The 26,538-nt window shown below is 71.9% G+C and carries 31 protein-coding genes; 11 read left to right on the forward strand and 20 right to left on the reverse strand.

Annotated elements, in window-relative coordinates:
* Nucleotides 1-144: 144 nt before the first annotated feature.
* Nucleotides 145-966, reverse strand: a complete 822-nt coding sequence (locus ACIQ87_RS10050; protein ID WP_402404281.1) for a DUF4253 domain-containing protein — start codon at nucleotides 964-966, stop codon at nucleotides 145-147.
* A gap of 647 nt (nucleotides 967-1,613) precedes the next feature.
* On the opposite strand from ACIQ87_RS10050, the gene ACIQ87_RS10055 reads away from it, so the two are divergent.
* Nucleotides 1,614-2,003 (forward strand): hypothetical protein, encoded by a 390-nt coding sequence (locus ACIQ87_RS10055; protein WP_402404284.1) that lies wholly within the window; start codon nucleotides 1,614-1,616, stop codon nucleotides 2,001-2,003.
* A gap of 215 nt (nucleotides 2,004-2,218) precedes the next feature.
* A complete protein-coding gene (locus tag ACIQ87_RS10060) occupies nucleotides 2,219-2,713 on the forward strand; it encodes a DUF4265 domain-containing protein (protein WP_402404551.1) in 495 nt (164 codons plus the stop codon).
* A gap of 20 nt (nucleotides 2,714-2,733) precedes the next feature.
* Here ACIQ87_RS10060 and ACIQ87_RS10065 read toward each other — a convergent pair whose 3' ends face one another.
* The 6 genes from ACIQ87_RS10065 to ACIQ87_RS10090 form a co-directional block, all read right to left on the reverse strand.
* On the reverse strand, nucleotides 2,734-3,072 hold the full coding sequence (locus ACIQ87_RS10065; protein WP_402404286.1) for a hypothetical protein: 339 nt from the start codon (nucleotides 3,070-3,072) through the stop codon (nucleotides 2,734-2,736).
* A 107-nt stretch (nucleotides 3,073-3,179) separates the two neighbouring features.
* Nucleotides 3,180-4,190, reverse strand: a complete 1,011-nt coding sequence (locus ACIQ87_RS10070) for an aldo/keto reductase (protein WP_402404288.1) — start codon at nucleotides 4,188-4,190, stop codon at nucleotides 3,180-3,182.
* A 78-nt stretch (nucleotides 4,191-4,268) separates the two neighbouring features.
* Entirely contained in the window at nucleotides 4,269-4,691 is a 423-nt protein-coding gene (locus ACIQ87_RS10075; RefSeq protein WP_402404291.1) for a hypothetical protein, read from the reverse strand.
* Nucleotides 4,692-4,885: 194 nt separating this feature from the next.
* Nucleotides 4,886-5,386: a nucleoside deaminase gene (locus ACIQ87_RS10080; RefSeq protein WP_402404294.1), complete on the reverse strand. Its 501-nt coding sequence runs from the start codon at nucleotides 5,384-5,386 to the stop codon at nucleotides 4,886-4,888.
* A gap of 108 nt (nucleotides 5,387-5,494) precedes the next feature.
* Nucleotides 5,495-5,965, reverse strand: coding sequence for a cyanase (cynS, locus tag ACIQ87_RS10085; RefSeq protein ID WP_402404296.1), 471 nt, complete (start codon nucleotides 5,963-5,965; stop codon nucleotides 5,495-5,497).
* A gap of 79 nt (nucleotides 5,966-6,044) precedes the next feature.
* Nucleotides 6,045-6,629 carry a carbonic anhydrase gene (locus tag ACIQ87_RS10090; protein WP_402404299.1) on the reverse strand — a complete coding sequence of 195 codons (585 nt, stop codon included), beginning with the start codon at nucleotides 6,627-6,629 and terminating at the stop codon, nucleotides 6,045-6,047.
* Nucleotides 6,630-6,764: 135 nt separating this feature from the next.
* On the opposite strand from ACIQ87_RS10090, the gene cynR reads away from it, so the two are divergent.
* Entirely contained in the window at nucleotides 6,765-7,673 is a 909-nt protein-coding gene (cynR, locus tag ACIQ87_RS10095; RefSeq protein WP_402404301.1) for a transcriptional regulator CynR, read from the forward strand.
* A 57-nt stretch (nucleotides 7,674-7,730) separates the two neighbouring features.
* Here cynR and ACIQ87_RS10100 read toward each other — a convergent pair whose 3' ends face one another.
* The 6 genes from ACIQ87_RS10100 to ACIQ87_RS10125 form a co-directional block, all read right to left on the reverse strand.
* On the reverse strand, nucleotides 7,731-8,141 hold the full coding sequence (locus ACIQ87_RS10100; RefSeq protein WP_402404304.1) for a sigma factor-like helix-turn-helix DNA-binding protein: 411 nt from the start codon (nucleotides 8,139-8,141) through the stop codon (nucleotides 7,731-7,733).
* A 136-nt stretch (nucleotides 8,142-8,277) separates the two neighbouring features.
* On the reverse strand, nucleotides 8,278-9,063 hold the full coding sequence (locus tag ACIQ87_RS10105; protein WP_402404306.1) for a helix-turn-helix domain-containing protein: 786 nt from the start codon (nucleotides 9,061-9,063) through the stop codon (nucleotides 8,278-8,280).
* An 18-nt stretch (nucleotides 9,064-9,081) separates the two neighbouring features.
* Nucleotides 9,082-9,315: a hypothetical protein gene (locus ACIQ87_RS10110; protein ID WP_402404309.1), complete on the reverse strand. Its 234-nt coding sequence runs from the start codon at nucleotides 9,313-9,315 to the stop codon at nucleotides 9,082-9,084.
* Between the two features lie 505 nt (nucleotides 9,316-9,820).
* On the reverse strand, nucleotides 9,821-11,392 hold the full coding sequence (locus ACIQ87_RS10115) for an RICIN domain-containing protein (RefSeq protein ID WP_402404312.1): 1,572 nt from the start codon (nucleotides 11,390-11,392) through the stop codon (nucleotides 9,821-9,823).
* A 791-nt stretch (nucleotides 11,393-12,183) separates the two neighbouring features.
* Entirely contained in the window at nucleotides 12,184-12,732 is a 549-nt protein-coding gene (locus ACIQ87_RS10120; protein WP_402404315.1) for a hypothetical protein, read from the reverse strand.
* A gap of 15 nt (nucleotides 12,733-12,747) precedes the next feature.
* Nucleotides 12,748-13,182 carry an ATP-binding protein gene (locus ACIQ87_RS10125; RefSeq protein WP_402404318.1) on the reverse strand — a complete coding sequence of 145 codons (435 nt, stop codon included), beginning with the start codon at nucleotides 13,180-13,182 and terminating at the stop codon, nucleotides 12,748-12,750.
* Nucleotides 13,183-13,396: 214 nt separating this feature from the next.
* Between ACIQ87_RS10125 and ACIQ87_RS10130 the strand changes: the two genes are divergently transcribed.
* Entirely contained in the window at nucleotides 13,397-14,227 is an 831-nt protein-coding gene (locus tag ACIQ87_RS10130) for a helix-turn-helix domain-containing protein (protein WP_402404320.1), read from the forward strand.
* Nucleotides 14,224-14,427, forward strand: coding sequence for a DUF397 domain-containing protein (locus tag ACIQ87_RS10135; RefSeq protein ID WP_402404323.1), 204 nt, complete (start codon nucleotides 14,224-14,226; stop codon nucleotides 14,425-14,427). The genes ACIQ87_RS10130 and ACIQ87_RS10135 overlap by 4 nt, the downstream gene beginning before the upstream one ends.
* Before the next feature lie 234 nt (nucleotides 14,428-14,661).
* Here the strand turns inward: ACIQ87_RS10135 and ACIQ87_RS10140 are convergent, their stop codons facing one another.
* Entirely contained in the window at nucleotides 14,662-15,309 is a 648-nt protein-coding gene (locus ACIQ87_RS10140; RefSeq protein WP_402404326.1) for an HAD family hydrolase, read from the reverse strand.
* 278 nt (nucleotides 15,310-15,587) lie between these two features.
* On the opposite strand from ACIQ87_RS10140, the gene ACIQ87_RS10145 reads away from it, so the two are divergent.
* Nucleotides 15,588-16,118 carry a GNAT family N-acetyltransferase gene (locus ACIQ87_RS10145; RefSeq protein WP_402404329.1) on the forward strand — a complete coding sequence of 177 codons (531 nt, stop codon included), beginning with the start codon at nucleotides 15,588-15,590 and terminating at the stop codon, nucleotides 16,116-16,118.
* 72 nt (nucleotides 16,119-16,190) lie between these two features.
* Here the strand turns inward: ACIQ87_RS10145 and ACIQ87_RS10150 are convergent, their stop codons facing one another.
* Nucleotides 16,191-16,415, reverse strand: a complete 225-nt coding sequence (locus tag ACIQ87_RS10150) for a holin (protein WP_402404332.1) — start codon at nucleotides 16,413-16,415, stop codon at nucleotides 16,191-16,193.
* A 254-nt stretch (nucleotides 16,416-16,669) separates the two neighbouring features.
* On the opposite strand from ACIQ87_RS10150, the gene ACIQ87_RS10155 reads away from it, so the two are divergent.
* Complete coding sequence (locus tag ACIQ87_RS10155) at nucleotides 16,670-17,131, forward strand: hypothetical protein (RefSeq protein ID WP_402404335.1); 462 nt, start codon at nucleotides 16,670-16,672, stop codon at nucleotides 17,129-17,131.
* Nucleotides 17,132-17,333: 202 nt separating this feature from the next.
* On the opposite strand, the gene ACIQ87_RS10160 is transcribed toward ACIQ87_RS10155, so the two are convergent.
* Nucleotides 17,334-18,296 (reverse strand): phosphatidylinositol-specific phospholipase C, encoded by a 963-nt coding sequence (locus ACIQ87_RS10160; RefSeq protein ID WP_402404338.1) that lies wholly within the window; start codon nucleotides 18,294-18,296, stop codon nucleotides 17,334-17,336.
* Nucleotides 18,297-18,521: 225 nt separating this feature from the next.
* On the opposite strand from ACIQ87_RS10160, the gene ACIQ87_RS10165 reads away from it, so the two are divergent.
* Entirely contained in the window at nucleotides 18,522-20,327 is a 1,806-nt protein-coding gene (locus tag ACIQ87_RS10165) for a PQQ-binding-like beta-propeller repeat protein (protein ID WP_402404341.1), read from the forward strand.
* Nucleotides 20,328-20,402: 75 nt separating this feature from the next.
* Here the strand turns inward: ACIQ87_RS10165 and ACIQ87_RS10170 are convergent, their stop codons facing one another.
* The gene (locus ACIQ87_RS10170) at nucleotides 20,403-20,966 is read right to left on the reverse strand and encodes an EF-hand domain-containing protein (protein WP_402404344.1); all 564 of its coding nucleotides are present in this window, start codon (nucleotides 20,964-20,966) and stop codon (nucleotides 20,403-20,405) included.
* A 210-nt stretch (nucleotides 20,967-21,176) separates the two neighbouring features.
* Here ACIQ87_RS10170 and ACIQ87_RS10175 point away from each other — a divergent pair, with 210 nt between their 5' ends.
* Complete coding sequence (locus ACIQ87_RS10175) at nucleotides 21,177-21,941, forward strand: hypothetical protein (RefSeq protein WP_402404347.1); 765 nt, start codon at nucleotides 21,177-21,179, stop codon at nucleotides 21,939-21,941.
* Nucleotides 21,942-22,223: 282 nt separating this feature from the next.
* Here ACIQ87_RS10175 and ACIQ87_RS10180 read toward each other — a convergent pair whose 3' ends face one another.
* Both ACIQ87_RS10180 and ACIQ87_RS10185 read right to left on the reverse strand, forming a co-directional pair.
* A complete protein-coding gene (locus tag ACIQ87_RS10180; RefSeq protein ID WP_402404350.1) occupies nucleotides 22,224-22,688 on the reverse strand; it encodes a MarR family transcriptional regulator in 465 nt (154 codons plus the stop codon).
* Nucleotides 22,689-22,785: 97 nt separating this feature from the next.
* On the reverse strand, nucleotides 22,786-24,063 hold the full coding sequence (locus tag ACIQ87_RS10185) for a helix-turn-helix domain-containing protein (protein ID WP_402404352.1): 1,278 nt from the start codon (nucleotides 24,061-24,063) through the stop codon (nucleotides 22,786-22,788).
* 90 nt (nucleotides 24,064-24,153) lie between these two features.
* On the opposite strand from ACIQ87_RS10185, the gene ACIQ87_RS10190 reads away from it, so the two are divergent.
* Nucleotides 24,154-24,309 carry a hypothetical protein gene (locus ACIQ87_RS10190; protein WP_402404355.1) on the forward strand — a complete coding sequence of 52 codons (156 nt, stop codon included), beginning with the start codon at nucleotides 24,154-24,156 and terminating at the stop codon, nucleotides 24,307-24,309.
* A gap of 182 nt (nucleotides 24,310-24,491) precedes the next feature.
* Here the strand turns inward: ACIQ87_RS10190 and ACIQ87_RS10195 are convergent, their stop codons facing one another.
* The gene (locus ACIQ87_RS10195; protein ID WP_402404357.1) at nucleotides 24,492-24,884 is read right to left on the reverse strand and encodes a RidA family protein; all 393 of its coding nucleotides are present in this window, start codon (nucleotides 24,882-24,884) and stop codon (nucleotides 24,492-24,494) included.
* Between the two features lie 210 nt (nucleotides 24,885-25,094).
* Between ACIQ87_RS10195 and ACIQ87_RS10200 the strand changes: the two genes are divergently transcribed.
* Entirely contained in the window at nucleotides 25,095-26,492 is a 1,398-nt protein-coding gene (locus tag ACIQ87_RS10200) for a pyridoxal phosphate-dependent aminotransferase (RefSeq protein WP_402404360.1), read from the forward strand.
* The last annotated feature ends 46 nt before the right edge of the window (nucleotides 26,493-26,538 follow it).

Here is a 26,538-nt window from a genome sequence, read left to right on the forward strand (position 1 = left end):
CCTCGGGGGCGGGTGGGGTGGTGGGGGCGCGGGCCTGGTTCGCGGCCCGGCGCAGCATGCCACACCGGTCGGCGGCGGGCGCCGGGCGGGTCCGTGCGTCCGGGTCCGCACCCCGTCCTCCCCTCCCCCGGGGAGCAGGTCAGGTCAGTCCCACCAGAAGGACCACTGGTGGGCGCCCACCAGCTCCTCGGCGTACTCGGTGAGGCTGCCGGAGCCCTGGAAGACCAGGTCGGGGCAGAAGGCGGTGTGTTCGGCGGCCAGCGGGAGCGCCTCGGCGAGCGTGGCGGGCGGCACGGGAACGCTCAACACCAGGGTGTCGAAGCCGACTTCGACGACCTGGGTGCCGAAGCGGCGCTCCCAGTCGGCGAGCACGGCGGCGATCTTGGCGATGTCGTTCTCGTGGTTCGTGGGACCGCTCCAGCCGCACGCCGCGAGTGCGTGGGCGCCGCTGTCGGCCCGCACCAGGCCGAGACGGACGTCCTTGACGGACCGCAGCACCTCGGCCAGCTCCCGGGCCTCGGCGCCGGCGGCTCCGTCCGGGACGGTGGCGGCGGGGGCGAGGCCGGGCCAGGTGCGGCCGTAGGGGGCGAGGGTCTCGTCGATGATCTCGGCGTCCTCGTCCGTCTCTCCGTCCCCATCCTCGTCCTCGTCGACCTGCTTCCACCAGGTGCCCAGCAGGGCGGCCGGGTCGTAGAGGTCGGGTATGGCGGCGTCGGTCGGGTAGAGCTCGCCGGACAGCCAGGGCCGGTAGTCGGGGTCGGTGGGGTCCAGCGGGCTGAGCAGCAGCGGCCACAGCCCGGTCTGCGGGTGGGCGCGGTGCAGTTGCCGCCACAGCCCGGCGGGCGCGGGGGCGTCACTGATCCACAGCAGCGGCCGGCTCCCCTCGTCCTCGGCGACCGTACGGCCGGGCGGCAGGTCGACGGGCAGGGCGGCGAGGGCGACGGCGAGGTCCGGGTGCTCGGTCATGCGGCTCACCGTAGGCGCCACCACCGACAAGGACCGTCGGGCTCCCGCGCCGAACCGTCAGGCCAGAAGCCGGGCGCCCCCGGGCGCACGAGAAGTCGACCCCGCCGACTTCCTGCGCGGCGCACCCCACGCCGCACGGCAACCGCCCGCGCGCCGGCACACCCCCGGCCCACCTCGGCCCCAACTTGCGGGCACCCCACCAGGACCAGCCCCGAGTGCCCCCTGGCGCCTCGGGGACGCGCCACGGCACCGGCAGCGCGCCGACCTGCCGAACCCTCAGGGCCAGACCGGCTCCCCCAGGCACGAGAAGTCGACCCCGCCGACTTCCTGCGCGGCGCACCCCACGCCGCACGGCAACCGCCCGCGCGTGCCGGCACGCATCGACCGGCTCTGTCCCACCCCGAGGGCGGCGAGGCCCTCGGGGTGAAGCAGAGGGCGGCGGCGACGGAGGCGAGCTGGGCACGGATGGCGGCACCATCGGAGCGGACGGTGGCGCCCCGGAGCCAGGGCGGCGGCGCCACGGCAAGGCCCGGGCATCGGGCGCAGGCCGGTCGCCGGTGACCTTTCCGGACTACGGACAGCGATTCGTCCCAGCACGGGTGTTCGGCGGCTCGGACGGTGCAGACGCTTGGCGCCTGATCTCGTGTGTGAAGATCAGGCAGCAGGTGTCTGTGGACGGCGCTTGCATGCGCAATCGCCCGCAGGAGCAAGGAAAGGTGCTGGAGATGTTCGCTGGGGGAACTGCGCGTCTGCTGGTCGGAAACGACGGTGAAGCGCCGCTGGAGCTGACGGTGGAGCCGTGGGCAGACAGCCACCAGATCCTGCCGGGACAGACCTACGTCGTTGTCACTCACTCGCCAGCAGAAAACGGCTCTTGGTCCGGGACGTTGCGTGGGGACGAGCCCTTCCAGGTCGACCATCGGCGGGATTCGGTGACGGTGTGGGCCAACGGCAATTGCTTCCACCTCAGTGGCATGGCGGGCGACGCGATCGACGCAGCTAACTGGCAATGCCCTGCTCAGAGCCCGGATTCCTGAAGGCCGTTCCAAGCGGTGACCGATCACGTGCTGGCCGGCTTCAGGACGCGGGGCAGGTGGACGTGGAGGTGCTCGACCTCGACCTGATGGCCGCGCTGTCGGAGTTCGTTGGCGAGGATTTCGGTGAGACCGGACGCCCTTTTCCGGACTAAGGGCAGTCGGACCTGCGTTCGATGCGTGAAGGCGAGTGCGCGATCATCTGGACCGTGACTTCGATGACTCCGTCCGAGCCCCTCGCCGCTGAGAACAACCGGATCAAGGTGTGGTTCCGGTTTGTGCCGCGTGAAGGCTGGCTTCCCCATGACACCGAGGGGCTGTGGGCAACGCGGCTGAGCTCCGATACTGCCCGGGTGGAGAACGTCCCCTTCCTGCAGAACGGGGTCGCCGAGGGCGAGATCGTGCGCTTTGTGACGGATGCAGACGGTCTCCACTGGTCGAAGGAACGGGTGGAGGCGTCGGGCAACTGCACCATCCGGGTCCTGCCCGTTCCGTCCGGTCCACTGGGCCGAAGCGCTCACGCTGTTCACGAGCGGCTGTCGCCGTTCGGCTTGGGTGGTGAGGTCTTCAGCGAGGAGTTCCCCTTGGTCGCCTTCAACGTGCCAGCCGATGCAGATCTCAGCGGGATCAAGGCACTGCTCGTCCGCGGCGTGGAGGACGGGTGGTGGCACTTCGAGGTCGGCTGTGTCACCGATGCATGGCGCGAGGCATAGTCCAGCAGACAGCGCCTGCCTCACTGCGGCGTCTTCAGGACGCGGGGCAAGTGGACGTGGAGGTGCTCGACCTCGACCTGGTGGCCGCGCTGTCGGAGTTCGTTGGCGAGGATTTCGGTGAGACCGGACGCCCTGTGCCGACCCCCGGCGCATCCGATGGCGATGCGCCGGGGGCCAGCCGGCAGGCTGGCGTAGGCGGCGAGGTTATCGATCAGCTCGCGGGCACCGGGGTTGTTGAGGACGATCTGCTGAACCCGGGGTCGAGGCCGTCGAGGTCGAGAATGTCGCGGGCTGCGGCCGGGTCCCGGAGCCGGTCGCGGACGTCCTCGACTGACCGGTGCCGGCAAGCACGACACCACGGGGCCAGGAGAGCCCCGCCCCCGTGCGCCGGCACGCCACGGCCGGCTCCGCCACGGCGCCGGCGGGCGGCGAGGACCCGAGGGACGGCCTCGGTCCCGCCAACCGCTCAGGACCAGGGCAGCCCCGCCCGCGTGCGCCAGTACGCCTCGGCGGGCTCCGCCATGGTGGCGAGGGCGGCGAGGTCCTCGGGGGCGGGGCGCAGGGTGGTGGCGGCGAGGTTGGAGGTGAGTTGGACGGGGGTGGCGGCGCCGGAGAGGACGGTGTCGGCCCAGGGTTGGGCGGCGGCCGCGGCGAGGGCGAGGGCGTCGGGGGTGGTGCCGGTGCGGGCGGCGAGGGTGCGCAGGGGGGCGGTGTCGGGGCCGGTGGCGTTGCGGCCGGCGAGGCGGCCGTTGGCCATGCCCTCCTTGACGACGACGAGCCAGCCGGCCGCGTGGGCTTCGGCGAGGGCGGGGGCGGCGGAGGTCTCCAGGAGGTTCCAGGTGGCCTGGACGACGGTGAACAGGGGGCGGCCGTCGGTGGTGACGGCGAGGGCCCGGCGGATGGTGTCGGCCTGGGCGGGGCCGCTGGTGGACAGGCCCACGCGCACGCCTTCGGCGGCGAGGGCGGCGAGGCGCCGGTGCAGGGCGGGGTCGGTGAGGGCGGGGCTGTCGGGGGTGACGGAGTGGACCAGGTAGACGTCCAGGTGGTCGCCGAGCAGGGCGCGGCTCTCGCGGATCTGGCGGTCGTAGACGGCCGTGGAGTGTTCCTTGACCTCGTGTGCGGCGACTCCGCTGGTGCGCCAGTCGGCGGTGTAGGTGTAGCCCCACTTGCTGCCGACCGTCACCTCGGCCGCGGCCTCGGGGTGTTCGGCGAGCCACTGGCCGAGGAACTCCTCGGCGCGGCCGTAGGAGCGGGCGGTGTCGAGGTAGCGCACGCCGGCGGCGTACGCGGCGTCGAGCAGGGTGTGGGTGCGCTCGCGCAGGGCGTCGACGGTGCGGTCGGCGGGCAGGTCGGCGTCGCGCCCGAGGTTGATGTAGCCGGGCCGGCCGACGGCCGCCGTGCCCAGGCCGAGGCGCGCGGGGTGCGGGCGCGCGGCGGCGGGGGCGGGGGTCGGGGTGGCGGCGGGGTCGGTCGGCATGGTGGGGTCTCCTCGGGCGCGGTGGTTCTCACCTGGGACTTTAGTCGTGCCGCCGCGGCCGCAGGTGGTGCCGGCGGGCTACCAGGAGGCCCACCCGCTTCCCTCCGACAGCGAAGACGGTGAAGACAGCGGCGACAGCGGCGACAGCGGCGAAGACCGCAGCGCCGCACGGGCGGCGCCCTGGTCCAGGCGCAGCACGAAGTTGACGTAGTCGAGCGGCTTGCCCGGCCAGTGGCGGTCGTTGCTGGTGAGCAGTTGGCTGCGCAGGCCGCCGTGTTCGGTGACGGGCCCGGGGGTGGTGCGCAGGTTGGGCTGCCAGCCGCGGCCGCGTAGGTGGTGTTCGAGGGAGAGCGTCCAGCTGTCCTCGTCCATCTGGATGGTGGCGCCGACCCGCCCGGGCAGCACCCGCAGTCCGTGTGCGCCGCGGACGACCGCCCGCTGGTCGAAGTCGGCGCTCCTGCCGACGACGGTGATCCGCCATGCGCCGTGGAACCTGAGCACGCCTGCCTCCTGACGCCGCGGCGCCCGCTCCGGCAGAGGGCGCCCTTCCACGTCTACGGCTGCGGACCGCTGCCGGGCTCAGTGCGCTCGCCGAGCCCGGCGGGTTGTCCGGGCGGCGCCGGGCCGGCTTCTCGGTCGCCCGCGCCACACGGCGGTCGGGTCGCCCGCGTCATACGGCGGTCGGGGCGCCCACGTCATACGGCGGTCGGGGCGCCCGCGACGCGGCGCTCGCCGCCGTTGTGCTCCTGCCAGAAGCGGTACACCTCGACGGCGGCGTCGCGCTGCTCGTGGCGCATCGGCATCCGGCGTTCCTGGTAGGGCTTGGCGAACTCGGCGTAGAAGCTGTCCAGTTCGAAGTACTTGCGGTCGTCGACGTAGTGGGGTTCGTAGGCGTCGCGGGTGGTGAGGAAGACGACCTCGTCCGGCGAGCAGTAGTACAGCGAGCCCAGGCACATCGGGCAGGGATGGGCGAGCACGTAGATGGTGGTGCCGGTCAGGTGTTCGGTGCCCAGCTTGGTGCAGGCCTCGCGGATGGCGAGGATCTCCGCGTGGGCGGTGGGGTCGTTGGTCTGGGCGACCTTGTTGGGGCTCTCCGCGAGGATCCTGCCGTCCTTGACGATGACGGTCGCGAACGGGCGGCCGCCTTCGGCGACGTTCTGGCGGGCGATGTCGATGGTGCGCTGGGCGAAGTCCACGGTTTTCCTCGGGAGTTGAGTGAAGAGGGGCGGAGGGGCGGGCCGGAGGGCTGTGCTCCCGGCCCGCCCGGTGCCGACTGGCGTGTCGCGTGCCGTCCTGTCGGTGTGTCAGAACGGCTTGGTCGGCAGGTACTTGCCGTCGAGGGTGATGACGGCGCGCTCGCCGCCGTCCGGGTCGGCGACCTTCTTCACGTCGAGCCGGAAGTTGATCGCGGAGATGATGCCGTCGCCGAACTCCTCGTGGACCAGGGCCTTGAGGGTGGTGCCGTAGACCTGGAGCATCTCGTAGAAGCGGTACATCGTCGGGTCGGTCGGGATGCGGTTGGGCATCGAGCCGCGCACCGGGATGGTCTTCAGCAGCAGCGCCGCGTCGTCGTCCAGGCCCAGCAGCTCGGCCACGGCCTTCGCGGACTGCTCCGGCAGCGGGTGCTGGCCGAGGACGGCGGCGGTGGTGAAGGCCACCGACAGGCCGGAGGCCTCGGCGATCTGCTTCCAGGACAGGTCCTTGCGAATCTTGGCCTCGACGGCCTTGTCGGCCAGGGCCTCGCGGGCGGTCTGGCCGGCCTGGGCGTGCACCATGATCGATACGTCCTTTCGGAGGGGGGGTACGTCGCCCGCGGACGGGGCGACGTGAGAAGAGGGGGAAGGGGTGTGGTGGTCAGGCGGCGAGCGTGGGGGCGGCGGTGAGGTCCTCGACGCGGCCGGTGGGGATGTCGTAGACCCAGCCGTGGAGGGCGACCTTGCCCTCGGCGAGGGCGCGGGCGACCGAGGGGTGGGTGGCCAGATTCGCCAGCTGGGCGAGCACGTTCTGGCGTACCAGCGCGGGGACGTCGCCGTCGGCGGCGGTGCGGGCCACGGAGGCGTCCGCGTGGCGCAGCCAGGTGGCGACCGCGGGGGCGGCGCTGAGGTCGTGGCCCTGGGCGAGGGCGGTCATCGCGCCGCAGGCGGAGTGGCCGCAGACGACGATGTCCTTGACGCCCAGCGCGGCGACGGCGTACTCGATGCTGGCGGCGACGCCGTCGGCCTCGGGGCTGTGGGCGGGTACGAGGTTGCCGGCGGTGCGGATGACGAACAGGTCGCCGGGTTCGGTGCCGGTGATCAGCTCGGGGACGACGCGGGCGTCGGAGCAGCTGATGAACAGGGTGTCCGGGGTGTGGTGGGTGGCGAGGTGCGCGAAGAGTTGCGCCTTGGCCGGGAAGACGTCCCGCTGGAAACGGGCGACGCCGTCGGTGAGGTCCTGCACGGTCACTCCCTTCGGGTGGTGATCGGCCCTGTGGGCTGGTGAGATCCACCATGCATGACCTGCTCCTATAGTGTCCAAGAGCCGTTGACCATGGGAGCCATTGGCCTCATCTATAGGTGTGGTTACAGTGGTGCCATGGCCGCTCTCGAACTGCGTCACCTGCGCTACCTGCTCGCCGTCGCCGAACACGGCAGCTTCACCCGCGCCGCCGAGGAGCTGCACGTCTCCCAGCCCACGCTCTCCCAGCAGATCAAACAACTGGAGCGGACCCTGGGCGTGCAGCTGCTGGACCGCACCGGCCGCGCCGTGCGGCTGACCGACGCCGGCGCCGTCTACACCGACCACGCCCGGCGCGCGCTGCGCGACCTGGCCGCCGCCGAGCGCGCCGTCCACGACGTCCAGGACCTCACCCGCGGCCACCTGCGCCTGGGCGTCACCCCCACCTTCACCGCCTACCTGGTCGGGCCGCTCACCGCCGAGCTGTACGCCCGCCACCCCGGCGTCGGCCTCACCCTCGCGGAGATGACCCAGGAGCGCGTCGAAGCGGCCCTGCTCGCCGACGACCTCGACGTCGGCATCGCGTTCGCCGGCGCCCACCTGCCCGGTATCGCCGCCACCGGGCTGTTCACCGAGACGCTCAGCCTCGTCACCGGCACGGCGCGCGCCGCGGCGATGCCCACGCCGCTCCCGGTCCGCGCCCTCCAGGACGAGCAACTCGCCTTGCTCACCGGCGGATTCGCCACCCGTGGCCACATCGACGCCTACTTCGAGCGTCACCGGGCCGTCCCGCGCATCGCGGTCGAGGCCAACTCGATCCAGGCGCTCACCGAGATCGTCCGGCGCACCGGCCTGGCCACCGTCCTGCCCGATGCCATCGCCCACGACCACCCCCACCTCGCCCCCGTCCCCCTCGACCCGCCGCTGCCCGCCCGCACCGTCGTCCTCCTGCACCGCGAGGGCGCCTACCGCCGCGCCGCCGCCCGCGCCTTCACCCGGCTCACCCACGACCTGGTCCGCGCCCGCGGGTACGCGCCCGCGCCGTAGCGGCCGCTACGGCGCGGCCTCCCTGCCGGCCGCTCCCGGGCCGTACGGCTTCGGGGGTCAGCGGCGGGCGGCGGCCAGGGAACGGAGCTGGACGTGGACGGCGCCGGGTTCGGTGCCGGTGAGGGCGGCGACCTCGGCGGCGGACAGGTCGAGGACCAGGTGCAGCAGCAGGACGTCCTGCTGGGCGGCGGTCAGGTGGGCGACCGGGCCCAGCGGCCGGGGGCCGGCCTGGGCGCAGACGCGGCGGCGCACCGCCTGCCAGGCGCAGGCGGTGGGGCTGGCGGTGGCCAGGGCGTCGAGCCAGTGGTCGCCGAGTTCCTCGAAGGCGGCGCGGACGGCCAGAGGCGCGTCGGCGGGCGGCAGGAGCAGTCCGGCGTAGTCGAGGTAGTGGCGCAGGTGGAGGTCGTGCAGCGCCCACAGGCCCAGGGCGGGCCCGGGGGCGGCCGAACGGCGTGGTGGTGTCGGCATGGTGGTGTCCCGGGGTGGCGCGGGTGGGTGCTGGTCCGCGGCCGGGGCGCGGGTGGATGCCGGTCCGCGGCCGGGGCGCGGGTGGGTGCCGGTCCGCGGCCGGGGCGCGGATGGCGCGCCCCGGCCGCGGACCGGGTCACACGAGCACCGACGGGTTGTCGTCGGTGCCTTCGCGGCCCGCCGCGGCGGGGTGGCCGGGGCCCTCGTCCCGTTCGGCGGCGAGGTTGTTGCGCAGGGTCACCCACAGGCGGAACAGGATGTCCGTCGAGGTACCGGCGCTGGAGGACTGCATGGCCCGGGCGAACTCGCTGTGGTGCGTGCGCGAGTTGACCGGCAGCGGGGTACGGGCGTTGTTCGTCCGGTCCCAGGCCGCCGCCCACAGGGCGCGGCGGGCCTCCCTGACCCCGCAGACCTCCATGTAGGCGAGGAACACGGGTTTGCGCAACGGGGCCTCGCCCTTGAGGACCATGGCCAGCGTGCTGGAGGGCAGGCGTCCGCCCCGGTCGCGGGCCCGGCGGTCCAGTTCCCGCAGGGAGGGCCAGTCGGCCTTGCGGCGCATCTCGTGCATCGCGCGGCGCAGGTCGGCGAAGGAGTCGGCCTGTTCGGGGTCGATCCGCCGGGGCGCGCGCAGTCTGCGACTGCCCGAGGGGCGGGGCACGTGGGCCCAGTAGTTGGCCTGGACCCACTTGCGCCGGGCGGTCTTGAGGTCGCCGCCGCATTCGCGGGTGACGGCCTCGACGACCTTCCAGCTCGGCACGGAGCGCCCGCCGGCGGCCCGTTGCAGGGTGGTGGGGTGGTAGTTGGTCCGAGCGGCGAGCTGACGGTACGTCAACTCGGCCTGCTCGCGCTGCTCCCGCAGCCAGGCGGCCAGCCGGCCCAGCGCCGGCTCGGTCGCCTCGATCGGGTTCTCTCGGCGTCCCATCGCAGGCAGGTGCTCTTCCTAGGCCCGCTCCCGTCGGAGCCTGGCGGCCAACAGGCAGCCACCGGTGGCCAGTTCGAGCGCCGCTCCGGCCGACATGCCGGTCGCCACCAGGGCGGCGGCCAGCGTGACCGCCAGGACGACCACGACGACGACCACGGCCGTCCCGTACGGGCGCAGCGGTACCGGGTCCGCCGTCGCGCACGGGGTGGTGCGGGTGCGGGTGCGGATGCGCTTGTTCCGGTTCCTCTTCATCGAGGACTCCTCCATATCACTGTCCACTCCAACTGGCGGGCACTTGTGCGGTTGGCGTCGCACTGGGTGCCCGGTGGCATCACACTCTGTCAGGCGTATGGGTGAATCCCAATCGGTTCGGTGAACATCGCGCAGATTGATGCGCCACGGTCCCGGCCACTCGCCGCAATCTCGTGAATGCTCTACCAGAGAAGCACAGTTCAGCGAACTGAAACCGAATTTTGATGCGCCTTTGTGCAGCACGCCCTTGTGAGCCCTCCTGGCTGGATGTGACGATTCGGAGTGCGGCGTCATCCGGACTCGCGGGTTCGGAACCCGGGGCGCTGTTCACTCCAACAATCGGGAACATCGGCAGCGGGCCGTGTTGGCGCATGGGTCCGTCCGAACAGCAGAGACCGCCCGGCCCTGGTGGCCCGAGCGGTCTCTCTGCGTTTTCCCGGCGCGTTTCCCCGGCGCGTTTCCCGGCGCGTTTCCCCGGCCCGCTTCGCGGGCGGTGGACGTCAGATCAGTCGCGGGTGGTCCAGCGCTGGGTGGCGCTGGTCGCGGACGGCGCCGAGAGCATCGCGCCCATGCCGGACTGGTTGCTGGGGGTGTCGAGGACGTAGCCGGTGTTCGGGTCGGTGATCTTCAGGCTGCCGTCGTCGTTCCGGGTGACCTGCCACTTCTGGACCGCGGACTGTGCGTCGGACGGCTTCACCGTGACGCGGTAGCTCGGGTAACCGCTGGACGTCAGGGAGAGGGAGGGGTTGCAGCCGTCGTGGATGCGCACCGTGCCGTCCGCGTTGGTGTCCAGCCGCCACTGCTGTCCGAGGTCGGACGAGCTCTTGTCGTAGATGGAGGCGTAGCTGTTGGGGAGCACCCCGCAACCGCTGCCCTGGTGCGACAGCACGAGGTTGCCGCCGTTGGAGAGGTAGTGGGGTCGGCCGTCGCCGACGGGCATGGGCGCGTAGTAGATGGTGTGCTTGGCCAGCAGGTCGAGCGCCGTGCCGGTGGTGGCGAGCGGCGGGACGGCGGCGGGGCGGACGGTCTTGAAGTAGTCGGCGAACGTGCCCGGCGTGCGGTCGTTCAGCGTCTTGAGGGTGCCCTGCCAGCCGCCGTCGACCTGCCGCCACAGGTCGAGCAGTGAACCGGAGATGTTGCCGGAGACCGTGTCCCCGGTGTCCCAGCCGCTGCCGTAGGTGAATTCGGTGCTGTTTCCGTTCGACCACACGTAGCGGTTGTCGCCGAGCAGGTAGGCGGAGACGGCGTCGGCGAAGCCCTCGACCCACGCGCAGGGGCGGCCCGCGCTCGACCAGATGTAGTGCGAGGCACAGACGCTGTCGGGGGGCCAGGCGCCGTTGAAGAGGCGGTGCATCAGGAAGTGGCCGCCCTCGTGCAGGACGGTGTGCTCCGAGTCGGGGTCGGCGTCGGAGAGGTAGATGGTGTTGAGGTCGTACACCGGGCCGGTGCTCGCGCCGGGGCCCCAGACGACGGAGAGCTCGGTGCAGGAGCCGCTGTTCGGCTCGTGGGCGCTCCAGCAGGAGCTGACCGGGTTGTTGCGGCCCCACCACAGGAGGTTGAGGGTGTCGAGGACGTGCCAGGCCCGGGAGGTCTGGGCCGGGGGCTTGACGACGCCGAGGGAGGCGCTCGCGGAGAGGTTCTGTTGGACCGGCGAGTCCACGGTGTACAGGGAGCCCTGGGACAGGACCTTCCACATCCTGGTGCTCTCGGAGTAGAACCGCACCCACATGCTGTTCATCGTCGTGGTGGTCGTGGGGGTGTAGCAGAGGTTGAAACCGCCGTCGGACACGGCGGTGAGGCCGTAGACGCCGAGCACGTGCGGGGTGTCGGCGGCCTTCTCCCGGCCCCACAGCTCGACGTTGGCGTTGCGGACGGGCTTGGTCCGGGTGGGCTTGCCCGAGCCCTCCTCCGCGTTCTGGTAGTCGTACTGGAAACTGCCGCTCAGGCAGATCGGGCTCGCGGCGACCGCCGCCGAGGCGGGGGCCGCCGCGAGCGGGACGACGGCGAGCACGGCGAGCACGGCCGTGCCGACGGCGGCGAGCCGGCGGGCCAGTCGTGTGCGCGGAGATATGCCCATCAAGGTCCTCTCGGTGGTGTCGCCGGGCACCACGGAGGCGCTCGGCGACGGTCAGTGACGGTTCGCGTGCCCATGGTCGGTGCACGGTTCGGCTTGCGGTAGGGCGTGCGGAAGCAGGCACAGCGTGCGGCACCCCGCCCGCGCCGGTGCGTGGGGCAGAGCGCGACCGGTGAAGAACTCCTGCGGGCGGGTGACGGCTTGCGCTGTCACCCGAACCGATCAGGAACCTACACAGCTCAGTCACGAAGGGAATGTGATACTCCGCTTTTCTCCGCTTGAGATCACAAGTGGTCAAGCCTTGACCGATCTTGATCAAACGTCAGGAGCGGTGTTGGTCAACGCCTTTTACCTGACGCGCCGCCTGAGCGGACATCCCGGCGGTGACGGCCCCCGGCCAGTGGCCCCGACTTCGCCACCCATCACCTGCGCAGGAAGTCGGCGGAGTCGACTTCTGGCGCACGACACAGGCTTTCAGGCGCGGGCCGCTCAGCACGAGCGGCCCGCGCGACCCACCCCAACCAGCCACCACGCGCAGGAAGTCGACGGGATCGACTTCTGGCGCGCGACGGGGTTCAGCTGCGAGTGGCCTGGACGAAGCAGCCCGCGCACCCACCCCAACCAGCCACCGCCCCACCAACCCCGCCGCACAGGAAGTCGACGGAGTCGACTTCTGGCGCACGACACAGGCTTTCAGGCGCGGGCCGCTCAGCACGAGCGGCCCGCGCAACCCACCCCAACCAGCCACCACGCGCAGGAAGTCGGCGGGGTCGACTTCCTGCGCGCGGTGGGGTTCAGGTGCGGGTGGCTTGGGTGCGGCAGTGGGTGAGGGCGTACTTGAGGCGGGGGTCGGGGCTGGTGGTGGTGAGGAGTTCGCCGACGGTGGTGAGGGTGGTCCAGTAGAGGGCCGGGTCGCCGGTGCGGGGCAGAGGGTGGGTGGCGGTGAGGGAGAGGTAGGCGGCGGTGAGGTTGCCGGTGGTGAACCAGCGGGTGAGGCCGTGCTGGTGGCCGGGGCGGATGCCGCCCATGGCCTCGATCGCGGTGAGGAAGAGGTCGACGACGGCGCGGCCGGTGGCGTCGAGGGCGACGGGGATGTCGAAGACGCCGAGGGCTTCGAGGAGTTCGCCGGTGTCGTTCTCGGTGTTGGGGCGGGGGTCGGCGAGGAGGGCGTCGTGGCAGTCGGTGAGGCGGCGGGTGGTTTCGGCGTGGGGGATGTCGAGGGCCAGGCAGACGGCGCGGGCGACGGGCAGGGGCTGGTGGCCGAGGCGGGCGAGGAGGGCGTAGGTGGCGGCGGGGGTGGCGCCGCGGGAGAGGGTGTGACGGGCGAGGGTGGCGAGGTTCACGGGGGGCTCGGGCTTTCAGACGGTGACGAGGGCAGGCGTGGGGGTGGGGGCGATGTGGGCCCAGACGAACTTGCCGATCCCGCCCGGCCGGGAGGCACAGCCCCAGCGTTCGGCGAGCCTGTTGACGAGGAACAGTCCGCGCCCGTGCTCGTCGTCCGGGGACGGCACATGGAGGGCGGGGCACCCGGAGCCGGCGTCGTGGACTTCGAGTCGGAGGCGGGAGCTGACGAGCGAGAAGCGGACCTCGATGTGCCGGTCGTCGGCCGCGTCCGAGTGCTGCACGGCGTTGGCGAACAACTCGCCCAGCAGCAGCTCGGCGGTGTCGCCGTAGCGCTCACCCGAGGGCAGCCCGGAGAGGTAGGCCCGAAGCATGTACCGGGCCAGGGGCGTGGATTCGACGCGGGAATCGAGACGCGCGACGAACATGCGGGGGCGGCGGGCAGTGAGCATGGGGACCTCGGAGAGACGGAAGGGAGGCACACGAGAGCGACTTGGGCGCAGGCGGTGACCGCCGCTCGGGATTCCGCACGTCAGGCACGGGATCCCCACCGGTCGCACTGTGTCTCTGGTAAATCACCAGGCGTAGCCATGGTGGCGTGAGAGGCCCTACGATTGCCAGCGTCTTACCTTTGACAGCAATGTCATGTGAAGGAGCCGAAGGATCATGACTGAAGCCGTTGTTGACGCCCAGGCATCGCCACAGGTCCGCTTCGGTCAAGAACTACGCAGGTCACGCCGGGCAAAGCGATGGTCGCAGACCGAAGCGGCCAGGCAGCTGGGGTACTCGGGCGCGCACATCTCATATGTCGAGAACGGGAAGCGTTCACCAACACGCTCTTTGGCTGTTAAGGCCGATGAAGTGTTCGGATCAGGCCAACGATTCCTCGAGTTGTGGCGGCGATTCAGCCGGGCAGCGCTCCTTGAGGGGTTCGCCGAGTTCGCTGATGCCGAAGCCCGGTGCCGACGGCTGCGTACGGTCGGCCTGATCATCGTTCCCGGTCTTCTCCAGACCCCTGCGTACGCAAAAGCACTGGCGCAGGCGGCTGTCCGGCGTGGTGCGATCACTCCGGTCGAGGCGGATGAGCGCACCGACTATCTGGCCCTGCGGCAAGAGATCCTCGGCCAGAAGAACCCTCCGACGGTTCACGCGGTGATCGAGGATGGGGTGTTGCTGCGCCCCGTCGGCGGCCCTCAGGTCATGGCCGAGCAGCTGCGGCACCTTGAGGACTTGGCCGAGCGCCCGAACATCACCGTGCAGATCGCCCCGTTCAGCATGGGCGAGAACCTCTCCTTCACACTGCCGGTCGTTCTGTTGAACCTCCCGGACCACACGGTCGTGGGGTACGCGGAGTCGATGGCGAGGGGCCACCTTGAGCGGTCACGCGCGACGGTTGCGGGTTGGGAAAGCGACTACGATCAGCTTCTGGTGGAAGCGCTGCCGAAGGCCGCATCCCAGGAGAAGATCCGCAGGGCCCGAAAGGAATTCCTCTCATGACCGACCGCGTAGACCTGTCCAGCGCTTCCTGGGCCAAGTCCTCGTACTCCAACAACGGCGGTGACTGCGTGGAGGTGGCTCCCGACTTCCCCGGCCTGGTTCCCGTCCGTGACTCGAAGGACCCCCACGGACCGGCTCTGGTCTTCCGGACCGAGGCCTGGGCATCGTTCGTCGCCGCCGTCCGCAGCGGCGAGCTCTGAGGCGAAACCCGGAGGACGGGACAGTCCATGGCCGGGCTGTCCAACTGCGCGGACGGGCCGGTCTGCTCCCGCAAGCCCGGACCACGCCGGAGCAGGCCCTCGACCAACTGGCCGTCACCTGGTACGCCACCGGCATGGAACGCGTGCGCGAGGCCCGACGGGCGCTGGCCCCGTGGCAGGACACGGCGGCCGTCCAACGGGTGGACGACCGCCTCTACTTCTGGTCGGCGACGCTCAGCTCGCTCCGACGTTGAACTTGGCGATCAGATCCGGAAGTTCCGCCAGCGAATCGATCCGGAACGTCGCCCGCTCCGCAGCCGGGTCGTGCTGCTGGATCCAGCCCCACGGGCCGCGCCGGATCAACGCCGTCCGCATCCCCGCCGCTCGGGCGGGGAGCACGTCGTTGTCGAGCCGGTCTCCGACGTACAGGATCTCGCGCGGGTCGGCGGGTACCACCTCGGCGACGCGCTCGAAGAAGGCCGGGTCCGGCTTGCTCGCGCCCCAGTCGTCAGAGGTGCCGATCAGGTCGACATCGGCCGTGAACAGCCGGCGAAGGATCGCCCCGGCCCGCACGGTCTGATTACCGGCGATCGCCAGCCACAGACCATCCGCCCGGAGTCGGGCGAAGGCACCCCGGACATCCGGATAGAGATCCTCCTCACCGAAGGTCTCCGGCCGGCCGACAGCCGCCCGCTTCTCCCGCTCCTCGTAGAGGTCGAAGCCGGGGGCGAAGACCTGAAAGGCTTCCCGGTAGTCCCGGCCCTGCGCGATCACCGCCCCGAACTGGGCGACGAACGTGTGCCGCGGCACACCCAACCAGTCGGCCCAGGTGCCGTACTCCCGGGTCTCGTCGACCAGGCACTCTCCGACGTCGAACACCACAGCCTTGATCGTCACAGCCGCAGCCTAGTGGGGCGAGGACGTCCCCTGACGTCCTCGCCGAACCGCTCATGACCGACCGCGTGGATCCGTCCAGCGCTCCCTGGGCAACGGTCCTCGTACTGTTCCGGCGGGCCGCGTCACAGACGGGCCTGGCAGGGCGAAGCCTGTGCGCCAGGTGGGAGGCCTGGTTACATGCGGTGCTGAAGAACATCCGGCACCCGGCGGCACACCGGACCGGACCCGGGCCGCCCACACCACACCACCTGGAGGACCACCGCGTGAGCGTCGAACTGCGCCACCACACCACCCTCACCCCCGAGGCCCGGCAGGATCTGCTGGACGTCTACGCCGACGTGCGGGCCCCGCTGCTGCACCTGCCGAACTACTGCCTCGCCGCCTTCGTCGAACGCCTCGACCGGCACACCGCCGACCCCGGCTTCGAGCTCGTCCTCGGCTACGACGGCGCACTGCCCATCGGGTACGCCTACGGCAACACCGTCGACGCCGGCGACCGGTACTGGAAGCGCATGGCCGAGCCCCTCCCCCACGGCTTCACCGACGCCCCGGCCCTGGCCGTCAAGGAGATCGGCGTCCGCGCGCGCTGGCGCGGCACCGGCACCGCCCGCCGTATCCACGACGCGCTGCTGGCCGGGCGCGCCGAGGGCCGGGCCACGCTCATGGTGAACCCGCTCGCCGGGGACGGCAAGGTCCAGCGCGTCTACGAGGCCTGGGGCTACCGGGCGTTCAACACCCAGCAGCCCACGCCGGACTCGCCCCGGCTGAGCGTGATGGTCCGCCCGACCCGCTGAATGCCGTAGCCGCGCCTGGCGCCCCGCGCCCCGGGCGGCGGCCCGGGGCGCGGGGCGCTTCCCCGGCCGGGGCTACTCGCGGGGGCGGGCGAGCAGCGCGGCGGAGGCCGGGTCGCCGACGCGGGTCGCGACCGCGCCCTTGACCACGCTCAGGGCGGCCGGCAGCGCCGCGACCGCCGCCGCCTTGAGCGCGCCCATCGAGGTCAGGTCGAACTTGTCGGCCAGCAGCAGGCCGAGGAACGCCGCGGCGTACGTGGTGACGGTGCGCTCGACCAGGTCGAGGATGAACTTCCGCATGGTCAGGACTCCTTCGTGATGGAGGCCGGTATGGTGCACGGTCTGCGCGCGACGGTCGCGCGGGCGTTGCGTCGGGGTCGGCGGTCAGGGTCGGAGGGCATGCGGCAGGCGCCGCCGGGGAGTTGCCGCCCCTCATGTACACGTTCACGCCGCCGGATTCGACGACGGTCCCGGCGAAGAAAATCCGGCGGCCTCGTACACACCGCGGAGGCCCGCCGCCGAGGCCTCCCACCTGCCCGTCTACCCTGACGGGCATGACCGAGGCTCTGATGAACCGCTACCGCAAGGCCGTGGAACCGCTGCTGGAACCGGGCGAGCACCTGCTGGACCTCGCGACCGTCGTACCGGTGGCCGGGGCGCGCGGCGTCGGGGACGGGCTGGGCGCGCGGGTCGGCAACAGGCTGGGGCAGCTCGGCGCGGTGGCAGGGCAGTCGGGCAGCATCGCGAGCGGCTTTCCGACGACCACGGGCGGGACCAGGACCAGGCTGCTGGCCGTCACGGACCGCCGGGCCGCGTTCGTCACGGCGCTGGACGTCCGCAAGGCCGGCCACCTGCTGTGGCACGCGCCGCGGCAGCTGGTCCTGCGGGTGGAGCGGCGCCCGCGGCTGCAGGCGATGGCGAGGTTCCGGCTGCACTTCGCGGACGGCTCCGCGGTGTCGCTGTACACGGCGCGGCGCCGCACGGTCGAGGCCCTGGCCGATCACCTCGGACGCTGACCCGCCCCACCGCGAACCCGCCCCACCGCGAACCCGCCTCGACACCGACCCGCCTCGACACCGACCGGGCGGTCCGACCGTCCGGGTGGTCCGGGCGGTCCGGGCCCGACCACAAGGCCCGGACCGCCCTTCCCCGCCGCCGCCGGCTCCGGGTGGACCGAAACCGGGGCGGAATCCGGGAGAGCCGGAAGGAGAGGGCCGGTCAGAGCCCGAAGTTCCAGTCGACGATCATCTGCAGCAGGTCCTTGCGCTCGTCCACGAAGTCCATCGCGATCACGCCGTAGTGCGCGCGCTGGGAGATGCGCGGCGTCAGGTAGTCCTTGATGGAGGGGTTGACGACCTTGGCGATCTGGTACGGGGTCTCCGGGAAGCTGCTGGAGCTGGCGAAGTGGAGGTACAGCTTGCCGTCGTCCTGGCCGTAGAACGCCGTGTCCAGCCCTTCCCTGACCCGCTGGACCTTGCGGCTGGAGCCGTCGTTCCACTGGTCCTGCAGCCAGATCCGGCCACCGTCCCCCCACCGCAGGGGGTCGTAACGCCCGTCACCCCAGGTGAAGTCCGACATGATGGGGACGATCTTGCCGCGCACCTGGCCCAGGGTGGGCAGCCCGGTGGGCAGCGAACCGGCCCTGGGGAGCCAGAACCACGGCCGGTAGTTGCCCTTCCCGTCCATGCCGTCCATGTAGTAGTTGAAGATCTCGCTGAACCGGTAGTCCTGGCCCTCGGTGTACTCCTTCTTGACCCGCATGATGATCGTCTCGCGGGGATTGGCCTTCAGGAAGTCGATGCACAGGTTCAGCACGTCACCGAAGTTGATGTTCTGGTAGATCCTGTCGTGGTGGATGGTGAAGACGTCGCCCATCACCCGGCACCGGATGTCGAGGAAGCGCACCCCCGCCGCGAGTTGCTGGGGGATGCGCCACTCCTGGCACTGGGCGAAACCGAAGGCGCCGCCGTCGTAGAGCGCGCACGTCTCGTGGGTTCCGGGGATCGTCAGCTGCGACAGCTTCACGTTGTCGCCCAGCAGCGACATCCACCTGTCGGTGGGGCGGTGGACGAGGCGGTCCGGGGCGGCGGAGGCCGGCGCGACCGAGCCGGCGACGCCCAGCGCACCGGTCGTGGCCGCGAGCGCTGCGCCCCTGAGCAGGGTCCTACGGTTGATCGGCATGCAAGAAACCTCCGGGACGGGGCCCTGGTGGTGATCGGACGTGAGCGTCTTTCCTTTTCGACTCCAACGGGCCGCCGCCCCAAGCCGGTTCATCGTCCACGATCAGCCGTCCACGATCGGCCGTCCGTGATCGACCGGACCCGGTCCGCGGCCGGGGCACCGCGCGCCGATCTCCGTGTCCGCCCCACGCGGTACGGTTCGTGGTCTCGCAACCGGAGGTGGCACATGGGTCGTTGGGGAATCGGGACGGGCTACGCCGAACTGCGCCGGCGCCGGGCCGAGCGGCAGCGCCTGGCGGCCGAACAGGGCTGGGAGTTCCGCGAGGAGAGCCCGGAACTGGCCGAACGCTGGCGCGACGCGGCGCTCTCCGGCGGCCGCGACACCCCGCCGCGCGCCCGGTTCGTGGCCACCGGTGCGCTCGACGGCCACCAGGTCACCGTGTTCGACCGGGTCGACGGCCGCGGCGGCTACGGCATACGCACCGTCCACCTGGTCGAACTGCCCCGCCCGCTCCCCCTGGTGGTGGTCTCCCGCAACGTGCTGGGCCCTGACCGGCTGCTGCCGCTGCTGCGCCGCCAGATCCTGCAGAAGCCCGGTCACCACCTGTACGAGAGCGGCGAGGAGGCGTACGACGCCGTCCACCTGGTCGAGACCACCGACCCCGAGGTCGCCGGGCGCCTGCTGACCCCGGCCGTCCGGGAGTTCGCCGACGACCACTCCTGGCTGGAGTGGCGCGTGGACGACCGCTGGCTCTGCCTTGTCGGCCACAGCGGCCCCTCGGCGCGCCCCGAGCAGCCGCTGGCCGTCCTGCGCTCGCTGACCCGGCTCGTCGACCTCATCGACCCGGCCCTGTGGGGCAGGCCCCGCCCCGCGCACACCCGCCGCCCCGCCCCCGCCGCGGCCACGCCGGCCACGTCCCCGGCCACGCCCGCCGGCCCGGCCGCCATGCACCGCGGCGACCCCGCCCACACCGGCGTCCACCCCGAGGCCGCGGCCCCGCCCGGCTTCCTGCCCTGGAGCACCCGCCTGCCCGAACGCCCCACCAGCTCCCCCGTCGTCTGCGCCGGGACCCTCTACCAGAACGCCGGACAGCACTGCTACGCCCTGGACGCGCTCACCGGCGAACCGCGCTGGCGCCACGACGCGCAGGACCGGCTGGCCCGCACCCCGGCCGTCGCGGGCGACACCGTCTACCTGGTCGGCGAGGACGGCCTGTTGTACGCGCTCGCCGCCGACGACGGCACCGAGCGCTGGAGCACCCGCGTCGGCGCCTCCGCCGCGCCCACGGTCGCCGACGGCGTGGTCTACACCGTCACCATGTCGATGTTCACGCTGCGGCACACCCGCCCCAGCACGCTGGTCGCCACGGACGCCCGCACCGGCCGCCGGCGCTGGGAGCGGCACCTGCCGGACGGCTCCTGCTCGGCGGCCGCGGTGGCCGGCGGCCTGGTCTACGTCACGGGCGTCAAGGGGCAGTTGGGCGCCTACCGGGTGAAGGACGGCGAGCGGGTCTGGTACGACGACAACGCCGAGCGCTACCTCGCCCTGTGCTCGCCGAGCGTCGCGGACGGCACCGTCCACCTCGGCACCGGCGCCGGCCTGGTGCACGCCTTCGACGCGGTGACCGGCAAGCAGCGCTGGGGTGTCGAGGTGGGCTTCAGCGCGATCGACGACAGCCCTGCGGTCACGGACGAGCTGCTCCTCGTCGGCGACTTCCGCACCGGCGTCCACGCCCTGAACCGGAGCGACGGCATGCGGCGCTGGCACCTCGCCGGCCCGCACGGCGCCTCCGCCGTCACGGTCGCCGGCGCCGACGCCTGGGTGGTCGGCCTGGCCCGCAACCGTTCGCTGCTGCGCCTCGACCTGGCCACCGGCGCGGTGCACTGGCGCCGGGCCCTGGACGCCACGGGCGGCAGCCCGGCCTACGCGGACGGCGTGGTGTACGTGACCACCGCCAGGGGCACCGTCCTGGCGCTCGACGCCCTCACCGGCCGCCGCCCCGCCCGGCGCCGGCGGCGGCGGCTCTCCTGAACGCGACCTCCTGAAAACGGCCTCCTGACGGCGGGGCCCCTGGCCGCAGGGCCCCTGACGGCGCGCCGGCCCCGGCTACCGCCCGCCGAGCGGGTGGGCCCCCGTCCACCAGTTGCCGGGGGCCTCGGGGTCGCGGCTGGTCCAGTACTCCACGACGGCGCCGACGAACTCCTCGCGGGAGAGGGTGCCGTCGCCGTTGCGGTCCAGGTGGCGGAAGGCGAGGTCGACCCGGTCGCGGTCCAGGTGGGGGAAGTGGGCCCGGTGGAAGACGCGGAACTCCTCGGCGTCGACGGTGCCGTCGCCGTTCGCGTCGGCGACGGCGAGGAAGACCTCGGCGAGCCGGCCGACGGTCGCGGCGGCGGCCTGCGGGTCATCGGCCAGGGTCAGGGTGGAGGCGATGAAGTCCTCGCGGGTGATCTCCTGCGCGCCGCCGGCCTGCGGCTGGTGGAGGTCGCGCCAGACGGTGACGTAGGCGTCGACGATCCTGTGCTCGGCTTCGGAGCCCGACGCGTGCCCGAGGGCGCGCGCGGCGGCCTGGCCCATGAGGACGTGGTCGCGTTCGGTGAGGCGGCCGTCGCCGTCGGCGTCGAGGTGGTCGAAGCCGAGGGAGATCTTCGTGATCAGCAGGTCGTCCTTCAAGAGGGGTCTCCTCCGGTGCCGGTACTGGTGACGGGCCGCGGGTCGGCCGCCACCAGCATCGCTCGGCCACCCCGCCCACCGGCGGCGGACGCGCTCGGCAATCGGGCGGGCACGGAGGGAAGTTGAGTACGGGCGCGGATTGCGGCGCGGGGTGCGGGCGGGACAGGGTGTGGGCGCAGACGCGCGTGCGACCCGAGAGGACCCCTGCTGGTGAAGGCTTTCCTGGAAAAGGCGGCGACGAACCTCGTCCACCTCGTCGGCATGCTGGCGAACCCACTCCTCAACGGCGCGCAGGAGCTGCGGGCGTCGAGCTGGCCCACCGAGCGGCGCAAGTTCAGGCTGATCGACTCACCGGCGGCGCGGGCGGCCCGGGCGGCGGAGCGGAAGCGGTTCCGGGGGCTGGTCGAGGCGCTGGGGGCGGTGGAGGGGGTCGAGCACGTGCTGACCCAGGTCCTGGACCAGTCCACCCGCCCGACCTTCCACGGCCTGGACCACCCCAGGGACACGCTGCTGGTCTGCCGGATCCACGCCCGCGCCTACTTCGTCGTCCGGGAGGACATCCTCGACGTCCTGCCCCGGATCGCCGCGGCGAACGTGGCCGACTGGCGGGCCCACGGCCAGGGGCCGGACCCGGAGGGGAGCCTCGACCACGCGCTGCGCTGGTACCGCGACGGCGGCATCGACGCCGACGGCTGGCGGATGCACTCCCCCTGCCTGTCCAGCCCCGGCGCCAAGCTGACCTGGGACCGGCCCGGCATCCCGCCCCGGGCCCCGATCCCGGCGGGCCCGTACGTCAACCGGCTCTTCGTGCTGGAGCAGACCCCGCCGGACGCGGACGCGGCGCGGCTGCTGGACGAGGCCCGCGCGGGCGGGCGGGGCACGGTCCTGGAGCTGGCGTTCGGCGCGAACTGGGTCGACTACTGCCAGTACCACAAGGTGGCGCGCGGCGGCTTCCTGGGGCGCGGACGGCTCTGAACGGGTGAGGGGTTCCCGGACCGGCCGACGGGGCCGGTCCGGGCGCCCTCACCCGTTCGGCCGCGGCTCAGCACTGGGGGCGGCGCCCGTGGTTGGCCCCGCGCCTGGCCCTGGCCTTCTTCTTGCGGCGGCGCTTCGACGACATGGCCACTCCTCTCGCGACCGGGACACCCGAACCGGGACGGCCCCGGGCTACCACCGTTCCACACCCGGGCGAACCCGGCCCGTCGAGCGGCCCGCCGAGCGGCCTGCCGATCCGCTTCCGCCCGGCGCCGGGCACCATCACTCGGGCAGGTTCCCGTTGCCGCCCAGGTTCGCCACCATGCGGCGCAGCACGTTGACCGTGGTCACGAACTCGTCGGTGCCGATGCCCTCGTGGGCGCGCTCGTTGACCTTCAGGTTGCGTTCGCGGGCGCGCAGGCGGCCGGCCTCGCCCTCCTCGGTGAGGGTGAGGGCCCCGGCGGCGTCCTCGGTGAGCCAGCCGCGGGCGATCAGGTCGTCGAAGACGGCGTCGAAGGCGGTGTCCTGGTCGTCGTAGGGGGTGAGCCGCTCGATCAGGGCCGTGCGGGTCCAGCCGCCGGGGCGGCCGGCGGCGTGGTTGAGCGTCCACCAGTGCGGCTGGGTGAGGCCTTCCACCGCCAGTTGTCCGCGCAGGCCCTCCACCACCAGGAGGCGGTAGACCTGCCCGGTCCAGGCCCCGATGGGCTGGGCGGCGATGACCTGCGGGTCGTACGTCTCGATCGTCACGTCCGGTACTCCTCTTCGGCTTCCCCTGGTCGTCAGGACACGACCGACCGTAGGACCTCAAGTCCGCTTGAGGTCAAGGAAGCGGGCCCTGGTGTGGTCAACTCCCTTCCAGCCCGGACGACATGAAGACCACATCGGCGCTCGCCGGCACCCTCGCCCGGTCCGCGGCCACCGTGCTCACCGCGGGCGTACTGCCGGCCTCCGACACCGTCTGCTGAGCCAGCACGTGCTGCACAGCCGCCAGTCCGCTTTCAAAGCGCTCGAACCAAGAGCCGTCGCCGCCCTCCACAACCACTCGCCCCCTCTCGACCATGGCCTTCAGGAGATCGAACTCCAGGGCTGTTTCGCCGTGGTCCTTGCATGCCTTGTAGAACCGGACGAGATGCTCGCCCGGCGCGGCAATGACCATCGCCTTCATGAAGTCCGAACGCGCCTCCCCGAACCTGTCCTCGGCACAGAACCAGCGAAAGAGGTCAATGGGCTTTCGTCGCCTGGCAAGTGCATGCTCGGCATCAACGGCTTCATTGAAGCGTTTCATGGAGCTGAGTTCACGAACGAGGCGTACGACGTCCGCGACAGGATGGCCGAGAACGATCTGCTCGATGAGACGATCGGCGGCATCGTCCTCATCGGCATCGCGCAGATAGACGACCGTGGCGCAGATTCCCGCCAGATCACCCGTGCCATTGCTCTCCCACAGGGCGAGCTCGGCGTCCGTGGCACGGGTGATCTGGTCGAGCGTCTCGGCGTCCCGCTCGCGCAGCCTGAGCACGGCCCCCGCCTGACGGATCTGGTCCTCCAGTTGCGTGATGCGTTCGAGTGCGGCGTCCCGCTCCTCCACCAGCGCGCGGTTCTCCTCCCGGCTGCGGAAGGCGAATTCCTCCAGCGCGTCCTCCGCGTCCTGGCGCCGCTTGCGCTCGTCGTGCAGTTCCCGCTGGAGATCGGCCATCTGCTGAAGGGCCTCGGCACGGTGGAGATCGAGGTCCTCGCGAGCCGCGGCGAGCTCGAACTCGCGGGCCTGCAGCGGACTTCGCACACACGCCGCCGCGTACACCAATGCCCGGATCTGCGAGGCCTCAGCCTGTGAGACCTCCACCCCCTCGCACTCGGCCGCCAGGCGGTGGAGCCGGGTGACGATCTCCAGGCGGGGCACTTCCCTTCCGTTGAGGAACTTCGACAGCCGGGTCCTGTCGACACCCAGCCGTTCGGCCAGTTCCTCCGAGGTGAGGCCGGTCCGCTGCCTCATTTCGCGCAGGCACTCCGCGCAGCGCCGCTCCGGCTCCGACAGCCGCTCGTCCAGCGGGGCCAGTCCCCTCCGTACGGGAACTCCGCGTGGCTCTCCGATTTGCACCCTCGGCAAGTTGCGCTCTCCCACCGCAAGTCGTGGTTGCGACCTGACGCAACCACCGTGCAAACCATTGTGATGGGCGCTGTACCGAGAGTCGTCGCATCCACGGAGATCCCCATGCCCCGACAGCAACGCCCCGCTCGCCCGTTCCTGGAGCTCCGCGTGGGCGGCTTCCGCCTGACCCTGCGGTCCCGGCCCCGCCACCTGGCCGTCCTGCTCCTCGGCGGCCCGGCGGTCAGCGCCCTGACCGCCGTCCTCGCCCTGCGTCGTTAGTGGGCCCCTCCGCCGGCTCCCCTGCCCCCGGCGAACCGCCGGGGGCAGGGGCGAGCGGGGCACGAGGCGCCCGTCAGCCGTGCGAGAAGATGATCCGCGGCAGCGCCCGGGGTGTGCCGGGCGGCGATGTGGCCGCCACCCGACGCCCGCGCCCGAACGCCCGCGCCCGCCCGCGCCCCCCGCTAGCCGATGACCGCGTCCACCTCGACCTCCACCAGCCACCGCTCGTCGATGAAGCGCGACACCTCCACGAAGGTGGTGACCGGCCGGATGTGCGCGAAGCGCTCGCCGTGGGCGCGCCCGGCCTCCCGCCACTGGCTCATGTCGGTGAGCATGATGCGGGTCCGTACGACGTCCGCGAGCGTGGCGCCCGCCTCCCGCAGGGCGGCCTCGGCGATGTCCAGGCAGCGGACGGTCTGGGCGTGGACGTCGCCCTGGCCGACGGTCGTGCCGTCCTCGCCGATCGGGGCGGTTCCCGCGACCGCGACGTAGTCCCCCTTGCGCACGGCCCGGGAGAAGCCGATCCGCGGTTCGAGGGGCGAGCCGGAACTGACTGTCTGTCGAGTGCTCTCCATCGGACCATGGTGCCGCACGGGGGTGCGCATCGGGCCGTGATCACGGGCGGGTCGGGCGGGGCCTTCGGTCTCATCCGCGCGGGTTACCAGCACGGGCCGAATCCGCGGGGAGAGGAGACAAAGGAAGCCCGGCCCACTCCCCCGCAGACCCCGCAGACACGGCACACCCGCACACCCGCACACCCGCACACCCGCACGGAGGCACGGACAATGACCCAGAGCATCGCCAGGAGCGGCACCGAGCAGGACGTGGACGCCGCCGCACTCGTCGCGAGCGTCGAACAGGCCCTGGCCATGGCACGCCTGCACCGGATCGCCGATCCCGAGGAGCGCCTGGCCTACTACGACAAGATCGTCCCGAAATACGTCTACAACCTCGGCATCGCGAACAACGTGCTCCTGTTCGACCTGCTGAACGAGCACGTCTTCTCCAAGATCAAGCTGACGGAGCAGGACGCCAAGTACGCGCTGCCGCCCTACGGCGTGCAGGAACTGCTCGACCCGATCACCAGGTTCCTGAACCTCAGGTTCCCCGACGGGATCGACCCGAAGGAGGACGTGTTCGCGACCGCCGGCGGCTCGGGGGCCCTGGAGTGTCTGGCGTTCGGGCTGATCCACGGCGGGGTGCTGAAGCCGGGCGACCGGGTCATGCTGCCGGCGCCGTTCTGGCCCGGTTTCCTGTGGTGCTTCGAGCAGCGGCCCGGGCTGCAGTGCGTGCCCGTGCGCCTCGACGGGGACGACCGCTTCACGCTGTCGGTGCCCGCCCTGCAGAAGGCGTACGACGCCGCCTCCGAGCCCAAGCCCAAGCTCCTGGTCCTGACCAACCCGCACAACCCGCTCGGCGTCAACTACAGCAGGGAGCTGCTGGACGACGTCTGCCGGTGGGCACTGGACAAGCAGATGCACATCGTCTCCGACGAGATCTACTCCTACTCGCAGAGCACCGGCACCGACGGCTTCCACAGCGTCCTGTCGACGGACGCCTACCGCACCGACCCCGACCGCATCCACCTCGTGTACGGGCTGACCAAGGACTTCGGGCTGTCCGGCTTCCGGATCGGCTTCCTCGTCTCCAAGTCGAACGACGTCCGCAAGGTCATGCAGGGCGACGAGACGCTGAAGTCGCTGGCCTGGTTCGGACCGCTCGACTCCCTCAAGAGCGCCTACGTGCGCAAGCTCTTCGTCGCCGACGACGGCAGGCCGAGCGACTTCCCCAAGACGCTCATGGCGGACTACGCCAAGCTCCTCAAGAGCGCGTTCGACCGCACCGCGAAGAGGCTCCGGGCCAAGAACATCCCGTACGTCGGCGAGAAGGAGAAGTCCCGCAACGCCGCCCAGTTCTTCCTGCTCGACCTGAGCGCCTACCTGGACAAGATGCTCCCCCCGGACCTGGTGTCGATCAACCACGAGATCGACCAGCGCGAGGCCCTCCTGGGGGCGTACCTGGCCAAGGACGCGAGCGTCACCCTGCTGCCCGGCGGGGAGATGCACTGCCCCAAGCCCGGGTACTTCCGGCTGTGCTACACCGCCGACACCCCCGAGAACGTCGAGCAGGCCGTCGACAACATCGCCGCCTCGCTCGCGAAGCTCAAGCCCGCCGACAGCTGAACCCGACGCCCCGACCGGACACCCCGGCCGGACACCCGTTCACGGT

It is taken from the genome of Kitasatospora sp. NPDC096204, assembly GCF_044763205.1.
Classification (GTDB): Bacteria; Actinomycetota; Actinomycetes; order Streptomycetales; family Streptomycetaceae; genus Kitasatospora.